The 21,143-nt window shown below is 72.0% G+C and carries 20 protein-coding genes and 1 pseudogene; 11 read left to right on the top strand and 10 right to left on the bottom strand.

Going from position 1 to position 21,143, the window contains the following annotated elements; genetic code table 11:
- Positions 1 to 212 precede the first annotated feature (212 nt).
- Together AC1Z4A_RS30665 and AC1Z4A_RS30660 are read left to right on the top strand one after the other, a co-directional pair.
- A complete protein-coding gene (locus AC1Z4A_RS30665) occupies positions 213 to 1,265 on the top strand; it encodes a chitinase (RefSeq protein WP_483683139.1) in 1,053 nt (350 codons plus the stop codon).
- Positions 1,266 to 1,367: 102 nt separating this feature from the next.
- A complete protein-coding gene (locus AC1Z4A_RS30660; protein WP_483683138.1) occupies positions 1,368 to 2,699 on the top strand; it encodes an MFS transporter in 1,332 nt (443 codons plus the stop codon).
- 31 nt (positions 2,700 to 2,730) lie between these two features.
- On the opposite strand, the gene AC1Z4A_RS30655 is transcribed toward AC1Z4A_RS30660, so the two are convergent.
- The 3 genes from AC1Z4A_RS30655 to AC1Z4A_RS30645 all read right to left on the bottom strand — a co-directional run bounded on the left by AC1Z4A_RS30655 (position 2,731) and on the right by AC1Z4A_RS30645 (position 5,930).
- The gene (locus AC1Z4A_RS30655) at positions 2,731 to 4,116 is read right to left on the bottom strand and encodes a S53 family peptidase (RefSeq protein ID WP_483683137.1); all 1,386 of its coding nucleotides are present in this window, start codon (positions 4,114 to 4,116) and stop codon (positions 2,731 to 2,733) included.
- Positions 4,117 to 4,258: 142 nt separating this feature from the next.
- Entirely contained in the window at positions 4,259 to 4,657 is a 399-nt protein-coding gene (locus tag AC1Z4A_RS30650; protein WP_483683136.1) for a hypothetical protein, read from the bottom strand.
- 97 nt (positions 4,658 to 4,754) lie between these two features.
- Positions 4,755 to 5,930: an FAD-dependent monooxygenase gene (locus tag AC1Z4A_RS30645; RefSeq protein ID WP_483683135.1), complete on the bottom strand. Its 1,176-nt coding sequence runs from the start codon at positions 5,928 to 5,930 to the stop codon at positions 4,755 to 4,757.
- A gap of 95 nt (positions 5,931 to 6,025) precedes the next feature.
- On the opposite strand from AC1Z4A_RS30645, the gene AC1Z4A_RS30640 reads away from it, so the two are divergent.
- Entirely contained in the window at positions 6,026 to 6,643 is a 618-nt protein-coding gene (locus tag AC1Z4A_RS30640; protein ID WP_483683134.1) for a PadR family transcriptional regulator, read from the top strand.
- Between the two features lie 331 nt (positions 6,644 to 6,974).
- Here AC1Z4A_RS30640 and AC1Z4A_RS30635 read toward each other — a convergent pair whose 3' ends face one another.
- The 4 genes from AC1Z4A_RS30635 to AC1Z4A_RS30620 all read right to left on the bottom strand — a co-directional run bounded on the left by AC1Z4A_RS30635 (position 6,975) and on the right by AC1Z4A_RS30620 (position 11,283).
- Positions 6,975 to 7,901: a MurR/RpiR family transcriptional regulator gene (locus tag AC1Z4A_RS30635; protein WP_483683133.1), complete on the bottom strand. Its 927-nt coding sequence runs from the start codon at positions 7,899 to 7,901 to the stop codon at positions 6,975 to 6,977.
- Between the two features lie 89 nt (positions 7,902 to 7,990).
- Positions 7,991 to 9,892 carry a hypothetical protein gene (locus AC1Z4A_RS30630; RefSeq protein WP_483683132.1) on the bottom strand — a complete coding sequence of 634 codons (1,902 nt, stop codon included), beginning with the start codon at positions 9,890 to 9,892 and terminating at the stop codon, positions 7,991 to 7,993.
- Positions 9,886 to 10,644, bottom strand: coding sequence for an ABC transporter ATP-binding protein (locus tag AC1Z4A_RS30625; protein WP_483683131.1), 759 nt, complete (start codon positions 10,642 to 10,644; stop codon positions 9,886 to 9,888). Before AC1Z4A_RS30625 ends, AC1Z4A_RS30630 begins: the two co-directional genes overlap by 7 nt.
- Before the next feature lie 3 nt (positions 10,645 to 10,647).
- Positions 10,648 to 11,283 (bottom strand): TetR/AcrR family transcriptional regulator, encoded by a 636-nt coding sequence (locus AC1Z4A_RS30620; RefSeq protein ID WP_483683130.1) that lies wholly within the window; start codon positions 11,281 to 11,283, stop codon positions 10,648 to 10,650.
- 169 nt (positions 11,284 to 11,452) lie between these two features.
- Here AC1Z4A_RS30620 and AC1Z4A_RS30615 point away from each other — a divergent pair, with 169 nt between their 5' ends.
- The 3 genes from AC1Z4A_RS30615 (at position 11,453) to AC1Z4A_RS30605 (ending at position 13,960) form a co-directional block, all read left to right on the top strand.
- A complete protein-coding gene (locus AC1Z4A_RS30615; RefSeq protein ID WP_483683129.1) occupies positions 11,453 to 11,971 on the top strand; it encodes a hypothetical protein in 519 nt (172 codons plus the stop codon).
- Positions 11,972 to 12,132: 161 nt separating this feature from the next.
- A complete protein-coding gene (locus AC1Z4A_RS30610) occupies positions 12,133 to 13,152 on the top strand; it encodes an ETX/MTX2 family pore-forming toxin (RefSeq protein WP_483683128.1) in 1,020 nt (339 codons plus the stop codon).
- A gap of 94 nt (positions 13,153 to 13,246) precedes the next feature.
- Entirely contained in the window at positions 13,247 to 13,960 is a 714-nt protein-coding gene (locus AC1Z4A_RS30605; RefSeq protein WP_483683127.1) for an RraA family protein, read from the top strand.
- A gap of 28 nt (positions 13,961 to 13,988) precedes the next feature.
- Here the strand turns inward: AC1Z4A_RS30605 and AC1Z4A_RS30600 are convergent, their stop codons facing one another.
- The gene (locus AC1Z4A_RS30600) at positions 13,989 to 14,672 is read right to left on the bottom strand and encodes a hypothetical protein (protein ID WP_483683126.1); all 684 of its coding nucleotides are present in this window, start codon (positions 14,670 to 14,672) and stop codon (positions 13,989 to 13,991) included.
- 176 nt (positions 14,673 to 14,848) lie between these two features.
- Between AC1Z4A_RS30600 and AC1Z4A_RS30595 the strand changes: the two genes are divergently transcribed.
- From AC1Z4A_RS30595 to AC1Z4A_RS30585, 3 genes and pseudogenes are all read left to right on the top strand, one after another.
- Positions 14,849 to 16,165, top strand: a complete 1,317-nt coding sequence (locus AC1Z4A_RS30595) for a sensor histidine kinase (protein WP_483683125.1) — start codon at positions 14,849 to 14,851, stop codon at positions 16,163 to 16,165.
- Positions 16,131 to 16,793 (top strand): response regulator, encoded by a 663-nt coding sequence (locus tag AC1Z4A_RS30590; RefSeq protein ID WP_483683124.1) that lies wholly within the window; start codon positions 16,131 to 16,133, stop codon positions 16,791 to 16,793. The genes AC1Z4A_RS30595 and AC1Z4A_RS30590 overlap by 35 nt, the downstream gene beginning before the upstream one ends.
- Before the next feature lie 121 nt (positions 16,794 to 16,914).
- Positions 16,915 to 17,490 (top strand): annotated as a pseudogene (locus AC1Z4A_RS30585) (rhomboid-like protein); the annotation flags it as partial.
- Positions 17,491 to 17,558: 68 nt separating this feature from the next.
- On the opposite strand, the gene AC1Z4A_RS30580 reads toward AC1Z4A_RS30585, so the two are convergent.
- Positions 17,559 to 18,770 (bottom strand): cytochrome P450, encoded by a 1,212-nt coding sequence (locus AC1Z4A_RS30580; RefSeq protein WP_483683123.1) that lies wholly within the window; start codon positions 18,768 to 18,770, stop codon positions 17,559 to 17,561.
- Between the two features lie 21 nt (positions 18,771 to 18,791).
- Positions 18,792 to 19,448 (bottom strand): transglycosylase SLT domain-containing protein, encoded by a 657-nt coding sequence (locus tag AC1Z4A_RS30575; protein ID WP_483683122.1) that lies wholly within the window; start codon positions 19,446 to 19,448, stop codon positions 18,792 to 18,794.
- Positions 19,449 to 19,816: 368 nt separating this feature from the next.
- Between AC1Z4A_RS30575 and AC1Z4A_RS30570 the strand changes: the two genes are divergently transcribed.
- Both AC1Z4A_RS30570 and AC1Z4A_RS30565 read left to right on the top strand, forming a co-directional pair.
- A complete protein-coding gene (locus AC1Z4A_RS30570; RefSeq protein WP_483683121.1) occupies positions 19,817 to 20,350 on the top strand; it encodes a methylated-DNA--[protein]-cysteine S-methyltransferase in 534 nt (177 codons plus the stop codon).
- Between the two features lie 103 nt (positions 20,351 to 20,453).
- Complete coding sequence (locus tag AC1Z4A_RS30565) at positions 20,454 to 21,131, top strand: YoaK family protein (RefSeq protein WP_483683120.1); 678 nt, start codon at positions 20,454 to 20,456, stop codon at positions 21,129 to 21,131.
- Positions 21,132 to 21,143: the final 12 nt, after the last annotated feature.

The raw sequence follows: 21,143 nt of genomic DNA, 5'->3' as shown, positions 1-21,143 counted from the left end.
GCGATTGACTCATGCATGACGCACGGAAGGAAGGCATGATCCACAAGGCGTCCGGCCAGGTCACCAGGGACTTACCGGGGGTAGTAATTGATCCCGATTGGTCCGGACCTATTGACGGTCTGTCATGGACATTTTACGGTTCGGAAAATCCCGTCGTTTCAGATCTTCCGGATCATCGCGGCCCGTTCGTACGGACCGGAAGGGGGTAATTCATGCCAGGTCGGACGACACGTCTCCTGGGAGTGCTCCTGGCCCTGTTCCTCGCCGTGCAGGTCCTCCCCGCCGCGGCGGCGGACGCACCGGACGACGATACGTGCCCGGTCAGGCCGAGACCCTCCGGCAAGGTGCTCCAGGGGTATTGGGAGAACTGGGACGGCGCGGCCAACGGCGTCCACCCGCCGTTCGGCTGGACCCCGATCGACGATCCCGCCATCCGCAACCACGGCTATAACGTGATCAATACGGCATTCCCGGTCATCCTCTCCGATGGAACCGCCCTCTGGGAGGACGGGATGGACACGACGGTGAAGGTGCCGACCCCGGCCGAGATGTGCCGCGCCAAGGCGGCCGGGGCCACGGTCCTCCTGTCCATCGGCGGTGCGGCGGCCGGCATCGACCTCGGCTCGAGTGCCGTTGCCGACCGTTTCGTCGAGACCGTGGTGCCGATCCTCAAGGCGTACAACTTCGACGGAATCGACATCGACATCGAGACCGGGCTCACCGGCAGCGGTGCCGTCGACCGGCTGTCGGCCTCCCAGGCCAACCTCATCCGCATCATCGACGGCGTGCTGGCCCGCATGCCCGCGGACTTCGGCCTGACAATGGCGCCCGAAACCGCCTATGTCACGGGCGGCAGCGTGACATACGGCTCGATCTGGGGCGCATACCTGCCGATCGTGAAGAAGTATGCGGACAACGGCCGTTTGTGGTGGCTCAACATGCAGTATTACAACGGCAGCATGTACGGCTGCTCCGGGGATTCGTACTCCGCCGGAACGGTCGAGGGATTCACCGCGCAGACCGACTGCCTCGACAAGGGGCTGGTGGTCCAGGGCACCACGATCAGGGTTCCTCTCGACAAGCAGGTTCCGGGCCTGCCGGCGCAACCGGGAGCGGGCGGCGGCTACATGGCGCCGAACCTGGTGTCACAGGCGTGGAACGCCTACGGGAACGGCCTCAAGGGCCTGATGACCTGGTCGGTGAACTGGGACGGGTCCAAGGGGTGGACCTTCGGGGACAACGTCAGGAATCTCCAGGGCCGCTGAGGACTGCCGGGGCCGCCGGGGCTGGCGCTCCCCGGCGCCGCGCCACGCGTCCCGCGGACAACTCGCTTGCGGAGTCCGCCCGTACGGGCTGAGATTCCGATCATGAACACGACGACTGACACCGTGCGTGGCGGACGCTCCCGCCTCGGGGTGCTCGGGCAGCGGGACTTCCTGCTGCTCTGGACGGGCGAGACCGCCAGCGGACTGGGAAACGGCATCACCGCGGTGGCACTGCCGCTGATCGCGGTGGTGGTCCTCCACGTCGACGCCTTCGCCGTCGGGTTGCTCGCCGCCGCCGTCTGGCTGCCCTGGCTGGTCGTCGGGCTCCCGGCGGGCGCCTGGGTGGACCGGCTCCGGAAGCGTCCCCTGCTGATCGCTTGCAACCTCGTCTCGGCGGCCGTGTACGCGAGCGTCCCCCTCGCCGCCTGGCTGGGCGCGCTCACCTTCGCCCACCTGCTCGCCGCGGCGGTGATCTGCGGCACCTCGGCGGTGTTCTTCGGCACGGCGTTCCACGCGTACGTGCCGACCGTGCTCGGCGGCCGGGACCTGCTCGACGGCAACGCGAAGCTCCAGGGCAGCGAGGCCGGCACGCGGGTGCTCGGGCGTGGGGCCGCCGGACTCGTCGCCCAGGTCTCCGGCGCGGTGGCCGGGCTGCTGATCGACGCGGTGACCTTCGTCGTCTCGGCGGTGTGCCTCGCCGCGCTCCGGGTCCGCGAACCGGCCCCTGCCGCACCCGCGCGGCAGGACACCCTGCGCAGGCAGATCGGCGAGGGGCTGAGGTTCGTCCTCCACGACCGCCATCTGCGGCCGATGGTGCTGTACGGGGCCGTCGTCAATCTGGCGCTGATGGGTTATCAGGCGGTGCAGATCGCCTTCCTGGTGCGCACGGTGGGCGCGTCCGCCGCGACGGTCGGCACCCTGATCATGGCGGGCAGCCTGGGCGGCGTCCTCGGCGCCGCGCTCGCCGGCCCGGTCGGCCGGCGCTTCGGCACCGCCCGCGGGATGCTGCTCCTCCAGATGCTCACCGGCCCCTGCGCACTCCTCCTGCCGCTGACCACGCCCGGGGCGGGCCTGGCGCTCTTCGCCGCCGGCGCGTTCGCGGTGGCGGCCGGGGTCGTGGCGTGCAACGTCGTGCTGGGCAGCTTCCGGCAGCAGTACTGCCCGCCGCACCTGCTGGGGCGGGTCGTCGCGACGACCATGGCCGTCAACCACAGCACCATCCCCGTCGGTTCGCTGCTCGCCGGGTACCTCGGTGACGCCCTCGGTCTCCGGCCCACGATGTGGATCATGACCGGGCTGCTCGCCCCGTGCTGGCTGATCCTCGCGCTGGGCCCCCTGCGCGGCCGGCGCGACCTGCCCGGGGGCCGCGCAGGGGACACCGCGGAGAGCCCGGTCTCCGGGCCCCCGGTCACGGACCGGTCCGGCGCAGCGTAGCGCCGCCCGGCCCGTGCGGAATGCGCGCTGCTCAGCCGCGGCGGCCGGCGCGGGCCAGGGCGGGGACGAAGCGCGAGGCGTCCACGGTGCCGACGCCGGTGGCCATGTCGTAGCCGTCGACGGCGGTGTAGCCGGTGACGCCCTCGTAGCTGTTGTTCGTACCGTCGTTGACGTCGACGATGCCGGTGCGCGGGTCGTGCGCCGAGCGGGCCGACAGGGTGTACAGGGCGTCGTTGATGTTGCCGAGCCGGTGGCCCGCGGCCTGGTCGGCCAGGGCCACGATGCCGGAGAACAGCGGGCTGGCCTCACTGGTGCCGCCGGAGACGTCCCAGCCGGTGGCGGCCGGGTCGTAGCTGGAGTACACCCACGCACCGCCGTCGACCGCGGCGGCCATCGAGATGTCCGGGGTGCCGCGGCGCTCGCCGACGACGTTCTTCACACCGTTCTGGAACGCCGGGCGCTTGAAGACGTGCGACTGACCGCCGCCGCCCGCGCCGTGGTCGTTGTAGACGCTCTCCGGGGCGGTGCGCTCGCCCTTGTCGTTCAAGTGCAGCTGGGTGCCGCCGATCGAGGTCACCAGCGGGTCGGAGGAGGGCCAGGAGTTGACGCGCTCCTTGTAGTAGCCCTTGCCGTCGGCGGTGTTGTCGGTCGCGCCGCCGTCACCGGAGGAGGCGAGCACGGTCACGTGCTTGCGGGCCGCGTCCTTGAAGGCGTACCGCAGATTGGCGATGCTGGAGAAGTCGCCCTTGTCGAAGCCGGGGAAGGTGTTCTCCGTGGCGCCGAAGCTCTGGGTGATCACATCGCCGACACCGCGGTCGATCAGGGCCTTCTCGGCGTCCATCATCTCGGGCAGGCCCGTGGTGCCCTCGGTCTCCGCGACCGCGGTCTCCACCAGGACGATCTTCGCGTCCGGCGCCACGGCATGGGCCATCTCGACGTCGAGGGTCGTCTCGCCCGCCCAGCCCGTCATGTCGCTGTTCTTCGGGTCGAACGCGGGGACGTTGCCCCACTTGACGACCTCCACCTTGGTGCTGGGTATCCCGAACTGCTTGCTGTAGACGTCCAGGTCGTGCTGGATCGTCGGCGAGCCGAAGGAGTCCACGATGACGATCGTGCGGCCCTTGCCCGTGATCCCCTGCTGGTACAGCGGGTTCAGGCGGTACGCCTCGCGGTACTGCAGCGGGGTGTAGCAGGCTATCTTCCACTGGGCCCGGCACTGCTCGGTGGAGAGCGGGCTGCCCACGGCGCGCACCAACTGGTGTCCGGCGACGGCCGGGACCACCTTGACGTGCCCGGCCGCGCCGGCGGACGTGGCGGCGGCCCGGCTCGGCGGCGTGGCCGCGAGTGCGGTGACGGCGAGGGCGGCGGCAGCGGACGCCGCGAGCGCGGCGGTGGGCCGCGGACGAGCAGTGTGCATGGAATCTCCCTGGTAGGGGCGGGGCCGCACAGAGCGGCTGACGCGATCCCATCGGGAAGATCATGCACACAACAAGAGTGTTTGTCGGTTGATGTCGAACGTTTTACCTAAACGCGAATCCGTCAACGCAGTTCGGCCGCGCCTAGCGGTGGATCTCCACACAGGCCCGGCCGTGGGGCTGCACCTTGTCGTCGAGGTGCTCCCAGCCCTCGGCGCAGATCACCGTGTGGTCGCGGACGTTGCGGCCCAGCGCCACCGAGTAGCGCTGGCCGTGCCGCCAGTGCCGGATGGCGCTGTTCTCGTTCAGACCGGCGCCGGACAGGTGGAAGTGGCCGAAGAAGTCCCCGTCCTCCGCGGGCGTGGCCCCGGCCCGCAGAACGTGCAGGCCCTCGCCGTCGACCATCACGCAGGTCGCCCCTCCGCACCGCGCCGCCACCGCCGATGCCGTCGGCTCGCCGGCGACGAGCAGCGCGGCGGCGGCCGCCACGTTCACCGCTGCCCGCAGGGCCCAACGCGCTTTCACCGCAGCCCGGTTGCTCATCCGGCACACCCTCCGTACGGCCGTCGTCCGCGGCCACGGGGCACCATCTTCCACGCCCGGCACCCTGTGGCCACCCGGCACGGCCGCCGGGCGGGCCTCATTCACCCGCACGAACGGCGGCGTTCGCGTGCCAGTCGATGCGGTGACGGTGCACGCGGCCGAACATCTCCTCCGGGGACGGCATGGCGGGTGCTCCCCCGGTCTGACCCGCCTTCACCTTGTTCGCGGCGGCGGCGTTCCCGCCGATCACCTCCACCCGGGCGCGGCGCAGGTGCTCGTAGGCGGCGAACGCGGCTTCCGGGCCGGGCAGATCGCGCAGGCAGCGGGCCAGTTCGACGGCGCTCTCGACGGCCAGGGAGGCGCCCTGCCCGGAGCTGGAGGAGGGGGCGTGGGCCGCGTCGCCGACCAGGACCATGCGGCCGCGGTGCCAGTGCGGCACCGACGGCATGCGCTCCATGGGACCCACGGCCATCAGGTCGCGGGGGTCGGTGCAGGCGAGCAGTTCCCGGCCGGGTACGTGGTCGGCGTACAGCTCGCGTAGCCGGGCCAGCCACTCGGCGGCGGAGGTGCGGGCGACCTCGGCGGAGGTGAGCGGCTCGGTGCGGGGAAGGGCGGCGAACCAGCAGATGCGGTCGTCGGGGAGGCGCCAGTAGCCCATGAACGTCCGGCCGAAGGCGAAGTGCATGGCACCCGGGTCGGTCGGCACTCCGCTGCCCGCGCTGCAGCCGCCGAAGCTGAGGACGCCGCCGTACTCGGGGCCGGGCGCGGCAGGGTCGATGAGGGTGCGGACGGTGGAGCGGATGCCGTCGGCGCCTATCAGCACGTCGGCCGTGGTGGTGCTGCCGTCGGAGAAGACGGCGGTGACACCGTCGGCGGTCTGTTCGGCGCCGACGAGCCGCTTGCCATACTCGACCGGCACACCGTGCGCCTCCGCGTGGTCGGCCAGCGCCCGGAAGAGGTCCGCGCGGGACACCACCAAGGTGGCGGGCAGACCGGGGAAGCCGCCGAACTCGGCGAGCCGGTTCCCGCTGCCGTCGGCCATCACCACGCCGGGCACGGGCCGGCCGATGGCCTCCACCACTTTGTCCGCTCCGACGATCCGCAGGGCGTCCAGCCCGTTGGGCGCCACGCTCAGCATCGCCCCGACGCCGTCGGCGGCAACCGGGTGTGCCTCGTAGACGGTTGCCCGGATGCCCGCCTCGGCCAGTGCCAGGGCCGTCACCGGCCCGGCGATGCCGCCTCCGGCGACCAACGCAGTACTCACCTTGCCCATGCCTGCTCCTCGTCTCGCATTGCAACTGTCGAGATAGTTGCAATGCAACTAGTCTCATGTCAACTAGTTCTCGAGAAGCTACTAATATCTGCGGCATGAGCACCCCTGTACGCAGCTCCCCCCTCACCCTGACCGTGCTGGCCCTGCTGCACTTCAAGCCGCTGCACCCGTACGGCATGCAGCGGCTGCTCAAGCAGTGGGGCAAGGACCAGGTCGTCAACGTGAACCAGCGCGCGAGCCTGTACCGGACGATCGAGCGCCTGCACGGCGAGGGGCTGGTCGCAGTCCGTGAAACGGGGCGCGACTGCGCCTATCCCGAGCGCACGGTGTACGAACTCACCGACGCCGGCCGCAAGGCCGCCCGCGACTGGCTGGAGCAGATGCTGGCCACACCCAAACAGGAATTCCCCCAGTTCCCGGCGGCCCTGTCGCACCTGCTCCTGATGTCGCCCCAGGAGGCGCTGGAGGTTCTGGAACGGCGGGCGGAAAAGCTGGCCGGGATACGGACGGACATGGAGACCGCCCTGGCCGCGATGTCCGGCACGCTGCCCAGGGTCACCGCCCTGGAGATCGAATTCCTGCACACGGTGACCGCGGCCGAGGAGCGATGGGTGCGGTCGGTCGCCGACGACCTGCGCAGCGGCACGCTGGCCTGGTCGACGGAGGAGCTGATCGCCCTCGCGGAGTCCACGGAGCCGGAGGACGATGCCTGATCCGGGAAAGAGCTGTCGGCGACCCCGGCCCAGGGGCAGACCGGGGCCGCCGGGGCATCCGAGGGGAGCGGATTGCCCGAACGGAACACCGCCGGGACGGCTGAGGAGGATGCCGTCCCCGGAGTGTTCGCCACATTCGGCCCGGGGCTCGCCGTCGCGAGCGCTGTACCGGTCAGCCCGATCGGGCCCAGGCGCCACACGCAGTAAATATATTTACTGCGCGGTACGCAAGGGCATGAAAAATTTCATCCAGGGAGCCGGGGTGAAAGTCGTGGGGTTTGGGTGGTGATGCGCACCTCGTGAGCCGCGCCCGCCCCACCCCCGGGACGGCTCAGTACTCGAGAAAGAAATCGTGCTGCTCGGCCGCCTGCTCGTACTTCTCCAGGCGGAGCTGGGTGCGCTCCGGGTCGGCGTCGGCCATGGCCTGGAGGATGGCCGCGGACAGGACGCCGGGCGCCGCGTACGAGTCGAAGACGAGGCGCGATCCGGTGCCCGCGGTGAGCGCCACGTCGGCCTCCTCCACCAGCGGCCCGAGCGTCAGGTCCGTGATCAGCGCCACACGCAGGCCCGTGCTGCGCGCGGCCCGCATCGCGGCCAGGGTCTCGTTGGCGTGCCTGGGCATCGCGAACGCCAGCACCCACGTCCCTCCCGCCTCGCGTGACTGCAGGAGCGCGTCGTAGGCCACGCTGCCCCCGCGGGACACCAGGCGCACGTCCGGATGGATCCGCTTCGCCGCATACGCGAAGTACTCCGCCAGCGAGAGGGAGATCCGCAGGCCCAGGATCGTCAGGGGGACCGATCTGGCGAGTTCGCGGCCTATCTCGAGCACCCGGTCGGTGTCGGCGAGGACGTGCCGCAGGCTCTCCAGGTTCTCGATCTCGGCGTCGACGGCCGCCTGGAGTTCGTTGCGGCGGGCCTCCGCCCCCGTGGCCGGGTGGCCGGCGACGGCGCTGAGGGCGATGGGCTGGAGGGCCTCCCGGAGGGCCGGGTAGCCGCTGAAGCCCAGGGAGGTGGCGAAGCGGGTCACCGACGGCTGGCTCACGCCGACCCGCTCGGCGAGGTCCGTGATCGACAGGAAGGCGGCCGCAGGGAAGTGGTCGGTGATGTACTGCGCGATGCGCCGTTGCGCGGGGGACAGCCGGTGGCCGCCGAACAGGGCGCGTACCTTGTCCGCGGGGGGCGGCTCCGCCCCCGGGGACCGGCCTCCCGGTGTGATCGCGGACGCCTGCGCGCGTGCCTGCTGCCGCCCTGATGGCACCGGTGCGCCTCCTTCTCGCCTCTTTTGCTCAACATAGCCCACCCGGTGCGGCCCCCGAGAGGCGCGCTCGGCGCACCGGCGAACACCCCCTAGACCGAGCAGAGCGACGGGGCCTGCGGGTCCCCGGCGGGGCTGCCGGTGTCCTGTGCTGCGCCGGCCTGCGTCCTGGTGAACCGCCGGCGGACGACCACCGCGCCCGCGATCGACAGGGCGCCCGCGATCGCGACCGCGGCCAGCGCGGGGAGTTGCCAGTGCCGCGGCAGGTAGAGCACCGCGAACCACGAGCGCGCGGACGATCCGGAGAGGCGGATGGCCACCGGTCCGATGGTCTGCGGCCCCAGGAGCAGGATCCCGGCCGTCAGCAGCAGCCCCATGACGGTGGCCCGGCCGCGCGGCATGTCGGGGGCCTTGGCCTCCGGCTTCCGGATGTCCGCGGCCTTCGCCGGCCGCCGGGTCCTGACGCCGTGCCGGAGTTCCGCCAGCAGTTCGGGTCCGCGCGCCGCCAGGCGCCGGTGCGCGAGGCGGCCCAGGCCCCAGGCCAGCAGCGCTCCCGTGCCGAGCCCGGCCGCGACGCCCGTCCAGCCGAGCCAGGCGGATCCGGACAGCAGGCCGACCAGGACCAGCGCGGCCGCGGGCGCCAAGGTCAGCGGGATGAGCAGCAGCATCATCCAGATCTGGGCCTGCATCCGGGCCATGTCCAGGTCGTCCCCGGAGAGGATGGTCCCCCGGCCGCGCCGGTGCGGGTCGGTGACCGGGTTGAGGGCCGTCACCGAGACGAGGACCGACAGGCCGGCCGCGCCGCCGAGCAGCGCGGGGAGGACGGCCAGCACCCACGGCCAGGCCGCGGCGTCCCCGTGCAGGGCGGTCCCGGCCAGGGTGAGGGCCAGGGCGGGGGGAGCGACGATCAGCAGCCAGGCCGTCTGCCGGCCGCGGACGTCGGCCCGCGCGGCGCCGGGCGTGCTCAGCGTCAGCCACAGCGCGCTGCCGTCGAAGCCGTAGAGGTTGGCGGAGAACATCCCGGCGAAGACGACGGTCGCGGGGCCCGCCCACAGCAGCGGCGCGGTCCAGGGGCCGGTCGCCGCGAGGGCGGAGGTCAGGACGCCCGTCCACAGCGCCATCCGCAGGAAGCGGCCGCGGTGCGGATCGCGCAGCCAGGTGCGCAGCTCCTTGGCCGCCACCGCGCCCACGGGGCCGGCCGGCAGGATCCGGCGTCCGCCCGGCCGCGGGCCCGCCGCCGTGGCGGGCCGGCCGGCCGGGCGCAGGGCCCGGCGGGACAGCAGCGCGGCCCAGGCGGCCAGCAGCAGGGCGCCCAGGGCGGCGGTCGCCGCCAGCGTGCCGAGGGCGGCCGTCCAGTGGCCGTGACCGGCCGCGTCCACGGCGTACAGGCCCCAGCCCGAGGGCAGGGCGAGGAAGAGCGGGGAGGAACCGGCCAGGAGGTGGGCCAGGCCGCCGACCGGGATCCAGCCGTTGAGGTCCATGGCGAGCAGCAGGGCGAAGAGGATCCCGCCCGCCTCGGCGCCGATCCGCGACTTCATCGCCTCGCCGAGCGCCGCCGAGGCGACCTTCGACAGCAGTACCAGGACGAGCAGTTGCAGGAGCACGGCAGGGACGGCCAGCAGAGCGGGGCCCGGACCGGCCGCGGCTCCCAGCGCCACGAGGGCGCCGAGCGCGACCAGCGTCACGGCCGCCGGCACACCGACGAACGCGGCTCCCAGCAGGCCGAGCGCCAGCCGTCGCGGAGGGAGCGGGAGGAGGGTGAAGAACTCCGGCCGCAGTGCCGGGTCCCCGCCGGTCAGGGTCGGGCCGAGGATCCAGCCGGCGGCCCATGCGCCCAGGACGACGGCGAGCACGCCCGCGTCCGGACGCAGGGCCGCCAGGACGACCGTGCCCGCCGCGAGCAGCAGGCCCAGGACCGCGCCGAGGACCGTGAGCACGGCCCGTCCGCCGGTCATCGAGTGCCGGAGCACCGCAATCTTGAATCTGATCAGCACGCCAGCCACGACAGCCCCGTTCCTCCCCCGGCCCGCGCACCCGCGAGCTGCATGAACCTGTTCTCCAGTCCTTCGTCCCCGGCCACGTCCGCCAGCGGCCCCGCCGCGACGACGCGGCCGCCGACCACGACCGCGACGCTGTCGCAGAGTTGCTCGACGAGTGCCATCACATGGCTGGAGAAGACGACCGATCCGCCCGAGGCGACGAAGCGCTGGAGGATGGTGCGGATGGTGGCCGCGGAGAGCGGGTCCACCGCCTCGAAGGGCTCGTCGAGCACGAGCAGCCTGGGTGCGTGCAGGAGCGCGGTGGCCAGGCCCATCTTCTTCCGCATGCCGGTGGAGTAGTCCATGACGAGCGTCCGGGCGGCGCCGTCGAGTTCGAGGACCTCCAGCAGTTCGGCCGCCCGCGCGTCGACGGTGGCGGCGTCCATGCCGCGCAGCAGGCCGAGGTAGGTGAGCAGCTCACGGCCGGTGAGACGCTCGGGCATGGACAGGCCGTCGGGCAGGACGCCCAGCAGCGCCTTGGCACGCAGCGGGTCGGCCCAGACGTCCACGCCGAACACGTGCGCACTGCCCGCGTCCGGCCGGAGCAGGCCCACGGCCATCGAGAGCGAGGTCGTCTTGCCGGCGCCGTTCGGCCCGACCACGCCGTAGAACGAACCCTGCGGCACCGTCATGTGCACGCGGTCGACGACCGTCCGGCCGTCGAACGTCTTGCACAGCCCCTCCAGCCGCAGTGCGGGCTCCCCCATCGTTCACTCCCCCTTTGCCGGTCTTGTTGCGCGCTCGAAGAGCGCCACCAGCTCGCGGCCGTAGGCGGCCACGTCGAGTCCCGGGTCGAAGGCGAGCTGCGCGGACACCGCGTCGATGGCCGCGCGGATCGTCGCCGCCGTCACCCTGGGGTCGAAGTCGCCGAATTCCCCGGCCGCCTGGCCCGCCTTCAGGTGTTCCTCGAGGACGCGCTGGAGCCCGGCGAAGGCGCCGAGGTCCACCAGCGGGGCGCCGTCCGCGGCCCGGGCGTTGCGGGCGATCTCGCCCGCGGCGAGCCGGTGCGCCGGGTACTCCCGCAGGAAGGCCAGGTTGGACTCGATGTGCGCCTTCAGCACGCCGGCGGCACTGCCCCGCGCCGCCGACACCCGCTCCTCCATGAAGTCCCGGCCGAGCCGGAACACCTCGTCGAGGACCTCCTGCATCAGCTCGTCCTTGCCGGCGAAGTGGTACGAGATCACTCCGGTGCTGATCCCGGCCCGCTTCGCGATCTTGGCGAGCGAGGTCCGGGCGTAGCCCAGCTCGGCGATGGTCTGCACCGCGCAGCCGATGATCTGCGCCCTGCGGGCGCGCTCGATGAACGAGCGATCCGGTTGGTCGCCGTTCGCAATTTCTGAACGCATAATCAAAAATTAGCACGGTCGATCAAAAATTTGAAGCCCTTCAAGCCCCACAGCCCCTCACCGGCCCCTTGCCACGCTCCGGCTGTCATGTACTCTCCCGACTCACCTGGTGTCCGAACGCTCGCGCATCAGCCCCATTCCTTGTGCGAGTCATCGGAGCCCTTCATCCATGGCAAGAACCTCTCGCAGGACGCTCGCGGTGTCGCTGCGCGCCCTGGCGGCCCTCGGCCTGCTGGCCGTCCCCTACCTGCTGGCGCTGGCAGCCCTGGTCGCGCTGGGCGCGGTCGACGTGTACGTCTTCCGCAGCTCGCACGCGTTCAGCTACGCCGGTCTGAAGCTGTACTTCGCGTCGACGCTGCTCGGATTCGTCATCATCCGCGCCGTCTTCCTGTCCCTCGGCAACGACGGGGAGCAGCCGGTGCCGGCCTACCGCCCCCTCACCGATCCCCTGCCCGTGCGCCTGGCGTGTGCCGTACGGGACAGGCTGATCCGTACCGTCGGCTCGCTCGACCGGGCGGCCGAGGCGCGCCGGAAGCGGGAGGAGAGGGCGGCGACGCAGAAGAAGTGGCGCGGCCCCGGCCGCTACCTGGGCAGGGCGTTCAGGGCGTACGTCGGGCTGGCCCTGCGCGTCGCCGAGGGCATCGACCGCCGGCCGGAGCACAACCAACGGGTGCATAGCGGGAGTTGACCGGGCCTCGGCGGCGGACGGACCGCCGCCCGGGTGTGCGTGTCTGCGGTGTTACCGGGCGTTCGGGACCAAAGTCCCTATGCAGCGCGGTCGAGCACGGATTGCATTGATCACCGAGCAACAACCGGACCGTCATCTACCGCAAGAAGGTACGGAATTCAATGAGTCATGTCTCCAGACGTCGCCTTCTCACGCTCGCACCCGCCGCAGGAGTCGCCGCGGCCGTTCCGCTGTCCCTGGTGACGGCGGGGGCCGCGGCGGCCGCTCCCAGCCCGGAGCGGTCCGCCCCGGCAAAGGCCCGGGGCGCCGCCCGCTCGCTCCAGGAGATAACGGACGAGTGGGGGAAGTGGATGGCCCGGGAGCGCTTTCCGCGCTCCAACGGCTGCCGCTTCACCGCGTCCACGGACTACGGGAAGCAGGGTGCCCTCGCCGACTATCACAAGTACCAGGTCCGTACAAAGTACAGCGGCATCGTCTACGACCCCAACGCCCCCTCCCCCGTGCCCGGCCAGGTCAGCTCCGTGGTCACCAACTACCGCAACGGCACGGACGTGGAGCAGGTCGTCACGTACAAGCAGAGCAAGACGACCGAGCAGGACCTGCGGATCTCGGTGACGGAGTCGCTGAAGATCGGTGTCACGATGGAGGTCTCGGCGGAGATCCCGGCGGTCGCCAAGGTCAGCGAGACCACGTCGATCGAGGCGAGCCTCTCCTCCACACAGGAGTTCTCGCACAAGGAGACCCAGAGCTGGAGCGTCGACCTCCCTCTGAAGATCCCGCCGAAGTCGGTGGTGGAGGCCTCGCTCGTGGTCGGCACCCAGAAGTACGACATCGACTGGACCGCCACCGTGAGCCTGACGGGCAGCGTGGCCGTCTGGTTCAACGAGAAGGTCGACCTCAATCACGACGGGGACAACCACTGGCTCTGGTTCGTTCCCGTCGAGGAGGTGTTCCGCGACTGCCGGGCCAACGGCATCGTCGATGTGACGGGCTATGAGATCACGGCGGACGGCGTGAACGCCTTCGCCAGTGGCACGTTCACGGGCGGTCAGGGCGTCTCGCTCAACATCAACGCCGTCCAGAAGCCGCTCGACGGCCGCCAGAAGCGCAGCGCCGAGACCCGGACGATTCCGGTCCCGCTGGCCCGGAGCGGCAAGCAGGTCATGGTCCCCGGCCGCTGACCGGATGCCCGGATCCGTCCACCACGGCATCCGGTGGGCCGGTACGGTCGTCGTATCCGGTCGACCGGGAGCCGTGGCGGAGGGAGCATTCGGGATGGAACACAAGGAACTCCGGGAGCGGTTCGCGAGACTGACCACCGCCCACCTGGCGGACGCCTGCCTCCGCGCAGGGGTGCCGGTGCGCTGCGCCCCCGCGCCCGTGCGCGCCGTGGTGCCCGGAGGCCGCCTGTCCGGGAGGGTGCTCCCCGCGCGGCACGTGGGCAGCGTCGACGTCTTCCTGGAGGCGATCGAGGCCGCCGCGGCCGGCCCCGGGGACGTCCTGGTCGTCGACAACGGCGGGCGGCTCGACGAGGCATGCGCCGGCGACCTCATGATCCTGGAGGCCCTGGCCGCCGGGCTGGAGGGCGTCGTGGTCTGGGGCCTGCACCGCGACACGGCCGAGCTGCGCGAGATCGGGCTGCCGGTCTACAGCCTGGGCGCGACCCCCACCGGCCCGCAGCGCCTCGACGCCCGGCCCCGGGACGCGCTGGAGTCGGCCGTCGTCGGGGACTGGACGGTGGACCGCCGGGACCTGGTCCTGGGCGACGACGACGGCGTCCTGTTCCTGCCCGCCGACCGCGCGGGAGACCTCTTCGCCCTCGCGGAGTCCATCCGCGACACCGAGCGCCACCAGGCCGAACGCATCCGGGCGGGCGTCTCCCTCCGCGACCAGCTGCACTTCGCCACCTACCTCGACCGGCGCCGTCAGGACCCGTCGCTGACCTTCCGTGCGTACCTGCGGTCCGTGGGCGGTGCCATCGAGGAGTGACCGGGCGGCACCGGGAGTCCGGCCGCGATCAGGAGGTCCGGGGCCGGCCGGGCGCCGACGGCGGCTGGGGAAGCTCGGTGTGGTGGACCGTGAAGCCGCCCTGGGTCACGGGGGCGAACGGAGCAGGTGCCATGCAGGTGCCCACCCGCCCCTCGACCGGGTCGCCCTTGCCGTCGGTGTCCAGGTTGCCGACTCCCCAGGAGAAGCCGAACCTGTCCTTGCCGCCCTTGCCGCCCTTGCCGTCGTACACGCTGATTCCGATGCGCTTGCCGATGGTGTCCTCGAGCCGGGGGTCGTTCACCTTGGTCACGATCGCGGTGAGGGTCGCGACGCGGTCCCCGGTGACCAGGCAGTCCACCTCGGCTTCGGACTGCATGGCCTTGCCCTCCTTTGCCGTCCAGTGGGAGAAGGTGACCTTGCCCCGGGCGTCGGTGGGAAGCCCGTTCTTCAACTGCTCGATCTGCGGGTAGGGGCGGGAGTACGGAACGGCCGTCGCGTCGACGGTGAAGCGGATGTCGTCGGTGGCCGGGGCAAGGGAGTAGAGGACGCGGCCGTGTCCCTTCACGCTCGCCGGTCCGGCAGAGTGCACCTCCGGTCCCTGCGGGGAGGACGCGGCCGAATCGGTGGCCGAGACTCCGGCCAGGGCCGCCAGCGCGGTCGTCACGGCGACTGCCGCGAGAGCCGTCCGGGCGCGAGTGGTCGTCTTCTTCATGGCGAACTCCCTTATAAGGCCGCCTCGGTGGCTGCCCTGCGGTGACGGCTCAAGCCTCGCTCACGGGCCGCGGCCGGACCATCCGCCGACCGGCAGATCCCGAAGGCGGACCACGGGGGCGATCTATGCCGTTCGGCAGAGTCCGTCGCCGCCGGGGCGTCCGTAGGATCCACCGCGTGGAGACGAGAACAGCAGGAACAGCAAAGGAAGAGACGGCCGGGACGACCAGGAAGAACGCCCTTCCGCCGCAGGGCCTGACGCGCCGTGACCGCGCGCTCGGCGTCGGCGCAGTCCTGTCGGCCTGTGCGGTGGCGGCCTTCCTCGCCCGTACGGGGCGGGCGGATCTCCTCGGCATCCTGCCCACGGTGGCGGCGGCCTCGCTGGCACTGTGGGCGCTCGTCTGCCGGCCGCGCGCCGCGAGGCATCTCGCCCTGCCCGTGGCGGCGGTCGCGGCGCTGAGCCTGGTGACCACGTTCACCACCACGCTCTCCGCGGCGGACGACGGCCCGGCCTGGAAGCTGGCGGAGGTGGGTGTGCTGCTGGTGCTGCTCACCGTCGTGGTCCGCCGGGCTCCGGTGCGCCAGGCGGTGGTGGCCGGTGCGGCGGCCGGCCTGGCGGTGACGCTGTGGTGTCTGCCGCTGCTGCCCTCTCCGTCCTTCCTGGAGATGGCCGGTGCCGGTGCGTTCTGGGGGCTTCCGGTGCTGGGCGCGGCGGTCGTCGGCGGCTATCCGCGCTGGACGGAGCACCGCGGGAGGCGGTGGGTGAGCGAGGCGCGCCGGGCCCAGCAGCTGGCCCTCGCCCGGGACCTGCACGACTTCGTGGCCCACGACGTCAGCGGGATCGTGGTCCAGGCGCAGACCGCCCGGTTCCTCGCCGACTCCGATCCGCAGCAGGCCGTGCACGCGCTCGAGCGCATCGAGAAGGCCGGACTGAGCGCGCTGGCGTCGATGGACCGCATGGTGCGGACGCTGCACGAGGCGGACGGCGCCGACGCCGCGGACGCCCAAGGCGTCGAGCCGCCGCCCGGCCCCGGCCAACTGCCCGATCTGGTGGAGCGGTTCTCGGCGGCGGGCACCACGGAGGCCCGGCTCCGCGTCGCGCCCGGAGCGATGGACGCCCTCTCCCGCGACGTGGGCTCGACGGCGTACCGGGTCGTCGTGGAAGCACTGACCAATGTGCGGCGGCACGCTCCCGGGGCCGTACGCACGGACGTCGTGCTGAGCCGGGTCGAGGGCCCGGACGGCGTGCCCGCCGTCGAGGTCCGGATAGCCAACGACGCGGGGCGCGGACGTCCGGCCGCCGGGCGCGGGCTGCGGCGGGAGGGGCGTGGCGGGCGCGGCCTGGCGGGCCTGCGGGAACGGGTACGGGCCGTCGGCGGAAGCCTGACCGCCGGGCCGCGCGAAGGCGGTTGGCAGGTCGTGGCCGTGCTGCCCGCCGCGCAGGGACCCGGCAGGCATCATGATCGGCGTGACCATACGCATTCTGCTGGCTGACGACCAGGACGACGTCCGCAGCGGCTTCCGGCTCGTCCTCGACTCCCAGCCCGACATGACCGTCGTCGGCGAGGCCGCGGACGGCGCGACCGCCCTGGACCTCGCCCGCGACCTGCGCCCCGACGTCGTGCTGGCGGACATCCGCATGCCCCGTCTCGACGGCCTGGAACTCACCCGGCTGCTGGCGGGGCCACAGGCGGAAGCACCGACCCGGGTCGTGGTCGTCACGACCTTCGACATTGACGAGTACGTGCACACGGCGCTGCGCAACGGCGCCTACGGCTTCCTGCTGAAGCGCTCCGGCCCGGCCCTGCTGATCGAGGGAGTCAGGGCCGCCATGGCCGGTGACGCACTGATCAGCCCACAGATCACCACGCGGCTCCTCCGCCGGCTGTCCGCACCGCCCGTCCCGGCACCGGCGCCCAACCCGCTCACCGACCGCGAGCAGGACATCGTCCGTCTCGTCGCCCGCGGCAGCACCAACGCCGAGATCGGCGCCGAGCTGTTCATCACGCCGGGTACGGCGAAGACCCACCTCGCCAACATCCAGGCCAAGCTGAACGTCCGCAACCGGGTCGCGGTCGCCGCCTGGGCCTGGGAGACGGGGCTCGTCGCGGCGGAGTCGTGAGCCGGGCCCTGCCGCCGTGTGCGTCCGTTACCCCTTATCCCGCCGTGACGCCTTCCCGGGTTAGGGTGCGTTGCACCTTCGGGGGAATGTCCGCAGGTGAGATCGAGAGACGTGGGCGGCAGTGAAGGTGAAGGTGGCGGCTCGGCAGTTGACGGGCCGGCTGGTGGGGCTCGTGCGGCGGCTGCCGGCAACGACCGTGTACGTGGCGTTGCTGCTGGCGACGGCGGGCTGGCTGGCCGTGCAGCCCCTGCGGGAGCAGGCCCGGTTCGTCCGCCACAACAGCAGCAACGTGCACCACCTGGAGGTGGGCAAGTGGTGGACCCTGTTCACCAGCGGTCTGGTCGTGGACGGCGTTCCCGTGCTGCTCGGCATCGCGGCCGTGGCCACGGCGCTCGGGCTGGCCGAGTGGCGCTGGGGATCCGTCCGCGGAATGGGCACCTTCCTCTTCGGGCACGTGGTGGCGACGCTGCTCACCGAGGGCGCCATGTTGCTGATGCGGCTCGCCCACCTGCCCGGCGCCCTGTCCCGGGCCCGCGATGTGGGCATCAGCTACGGGCTGGTGGCGACCGTCGCCTGTCTGCTGGCGCTGGCGGGCGAGCGCACGCGGCGCTACGGCCTGTCCGCACTCACCTCACTCCTCACCGTGGCGTGGGTGGTCGACCACGAGCTGGCGGACGCCGGTCACCTGGTGGCCCTGGGGCTGGGCGTCCTGGCCTCCCGGAGCCGCTGGCTGAAGGAGGCCAGGACACCGGGACGCGAGCGCGCTCAGCACTCGACGAGCAGCTCCCGCAGCCCTCGGATCACGAAGCCCGGCTTCCACTCCGGCTCCGACACCAGCCGCATACCCGGCGCCCGCCGCAGCAGCTCCCCGAAGGACGCCGTGAGCTCGAGCCGGGCGAGCGGCGCGCCCAGGCAGTAGTGGATGCCCGCGCCGAAGCTGAGGTGCGGATTGTCCGCGCGGGTCACGTCCAGACGGTCGGGGTCCGGGAAGCGGGCGGGGTCGTGGTTGGCAGAGCCGAGAAGTAGTGCCACCTCGCTGCCGCGCGGCAGCACCGTGCCGTCGATCTCGATCTCGTCGAGCACCCAGCGTTCGAAGAGGTGCAGCGGCGTGTCGTAGCGCATCAGCTCCTCGACCGCGCCCGGGAGGAGCCCGTGGTCGGCGCGCAGTGCGGCGAGCTGGTCCGGGTTGCGGAACAGGGCCCACCAGGCGTTGCCGGTGGTGTTGACGGTAGCCTCGTGGCCCGCGTTGAGCAGCAGGGCGCAGGTGGAGACCATCTCTTGCTCGGTGAGCCGGTCCCCCTCGTCATGAGCGGCGACCAGCGCGCTGATCAGGTCCTCGGCGGGGCGGGCACGGCGCTCGGCGATCAGCTCCCGCAGATACGCGGAGAAGTCGGCCGAGGCCCGTACCGCGCGCCGCGCCGTCTCCTCGTCGGGGTTCAGCTCGTACATGCCGCAGATGTCCGCCGACCAGGGCCGCAGCAGCCCCCGGTCGGCCGCGGGGATGCCGAGCAGCTCGGCGATGACGCCCACCGGGAGGGGCTCGGCCACCGCGGCGATCAGGTCCCCGCCGCCCTCGGCGAGGAGGCCGTCCACCAGCTCGCGGGCCAGCCGCTCGACAGCCGGCACCAGGGCGTCGACCGTGCGCGGGGTGAACGCCTTCGACACCAGGCGCCGGATCCTGGTGTGGTCGGGCGCCTCCAGGTCGAGCATCCCGCTGTCGTTCAGGACGTGGAAGGGCTCGTGCTCGGCGGGTGGCGGGGTGCGGCCGAACTCTTCATGGGTGAAGCGGTGCAGGTACGTGCGGCCCAGCCGCCGATCGCGCAGGAGCGTCCGGACGTCCGCGTGGTGCGGCACCAGCCACTGTCTGCTGGGCGCGAACCAGTGGACGCGCCCGGCCGCCCGCAGCTTCGCGTAGCCGGGGTAGGGGTCGGCGACGAACCGAGGGGACCACGGGGCGAAGTCGGCGCTCGCATCCATGTGCGGATGCTAGCGGGTCTGTCAGTACGCGGAGTTGACGTTGTCCATGGAGCCGTACTTGTCGGCCGCGTACGCGCAGGACGCGGTGATGTTGGCGACCGGGTCGTAGATGTTCCAGGACGTGCCCTCGACGTGATACGCCTTGAACGTCGGGTCGATGATCTGCAGCAGACCCTTCGACGGGATACCCGCAGCAGCGTTGACATCCCAGTTGTTGATCGCGTTCGGGTTACCCGTCGACTCACGCATCACATTGCGCTTGATGCCCTCGTACGAGGCCGGGATGCCCTTGGCCTTCAGAATGTCCAGCGACTGCTGGATCCAGCCGTCCAGATTGTCCGCGTACTGCTTCGGAGCCGGGGCAGCCGGAGCGGCGGGCTTGAGGGCCTTGCGCTCCGTGGAGCGGCTGGCGCGCCCGGCATCCGTCTTCGCCTTCGCCTTCGCGGCGGCGTCTGCCTTGGCCTGGGTGGCGGCGGCGTCGGTGGCCTTGGCCAGCTCGGCCTGCTGCGTCTCACCGAAAGCCTCCGCGTTCCACGCCACCGTCTTCACCGCAGTGCTGTGGTCGGCGGCCGACGCCTGCGGCACCACCGCAAACGCGACAGCGGCAGCACCAGCAGCAACAATGCCGGCAGCGGACAGCTTGTGGGTCTTGGGCAGAGCGGTATAAGCAGAGCGCATAACGGAGCAGGAACCTTCCCATCGCTTACGTCGCAGAGGCCGCCATTGGCGCAAAGAGAGCGCCGTTTCTCGGTCCACGGCGCCATGCGACTCCGCAATTGTTAGCGGCGGCGAAAGCCCCTGGCAAAGGTGTGACCTACGACCCGACCTCGTAACGAGGCCCCCACGAAACCCACCCCTAATGTCCGAATTGAGCCGATCCTGCACCCACGACCCGCCCTCGTAGGTGACCTGGCTCTCATGGGCGGGCTCACACCCAACCCCCTGCCGCCTCACTCCAAGCAAACAAGCCCCCACGCAACGTGAGCTGCAGGGATCACGTCCGATTTCCGCCGGACCGCAGCGCCCGCACGCCCGACACTGGCTGGGTGAGCACCGCGACCATCACCCACCACACCGTCGTCGACAGCCCCTACGGCCCCCTGACCCTCGTCGCCGCCGACGGCACGCTCTGCGGCCTCTACATGGAGGGGCAGCGGCACCGGCCTCCCGAGGAGGCCTTCGGCATGCGCGACGACAGTCCCTTCGACGCGGTGACGGGCCAGCTGGCGGAGTACTTCGCCGGGCGGCGCACGGCGTTCGACCTGCCGCTCGCCCTGCGGGGCACGCCCTTCCAGCGCACGGTCTGGGACGCGCTGCTGGGGATTCCCTACGGGGAGACCGTCTCGTACGGGCAGCTCGCGGAGCGCATCGGCCGCCCGACCGCCGCGCGGGCCGTTGGTCTCGCCAATGGCAGGAACCCCATCGGCATCATCGTCCCCTGCCACCGCGTCGTGGGATCCGGCGGCGACCTCACCGGGTACGGCGGCGGGCTGGAGCGCAAGCGGCGCCTGCTCGACTTCGAGCGCCGGTCGGAGCCGACGGCGGACCGGGGACCCGGGCAGCTGACGCTGCCCGGCTGAGCGGCCGACCTCCGCCCCAGGCTTCTCCTTCGGCACTCCGGTGCCGACCGGGCCCTAGCATGAGCCGCGCGGCCGGAGGTCGATCTCGAGGAGGGACGGGCCCGTGGGAAAAGTGCTGCACCGCATGGCCGCCGTGCTGTTCCCGGGCGGCACCGACGAGCACGGCGCTCTTCCCGTCGCGCTCGTCCTGCTGACCGTCGTCACGGGCATCGTGGACGCCGTCAGCTATCTGGGCCTGGGCCACGTCTTCGTCGCCAACATGACGGGGAACGTGGTCTTCCTCGGCTTCGCCCTGGCCGGCGGGCGGAGCCTTTCGGCCTGGGCGTCGCTGCTGGCGCTCGGCACTTTCATGGCCGGGGCGTGGTCGGTCGGGCGGCTCGCCCGGCGTGTTCGGCGGGCCGGGCGGCTGTTCACCGCCGTGACGGCCGCCCACGCGCTGCTTGTTGCGTCCGCTCTGACCGTCGCATGGGCGGCGGGCCATGCGACCGTCACCATCCGGGCGGTGCTCACCGCGATCCTGGGCTGCGGGATGGGGATGCAGAACGCCGTCGTCCGGCGGCTCGGCGTGCCGGACCTGAACACGACCGTGCTCACCCTGACCGTCACGGGCCTCGTCGCCGACCCGCCGGGGCCCGCGACCGTGCGCCGCCTCGCCTCCCTGGTCGCCATGCTCACCGGGGCGCTGTGCGGGGCCGCGCTCTTCCTGGGCGCCGGGGCCGCCGTGGCACTGGCCTTGGCCCTGGTGCTGGTGACCGTCGTGACGGCGGTGGCGCGCGGCTGACACTCCTGGGAC

The organism is Streptomyces sp. 17_S59 (genome assembly GCF_056930295.1).
Note: the sequence above shows the minus strand (reverse complement) of the source record. Positions and strands in the feature narration are given on the sequence as shown.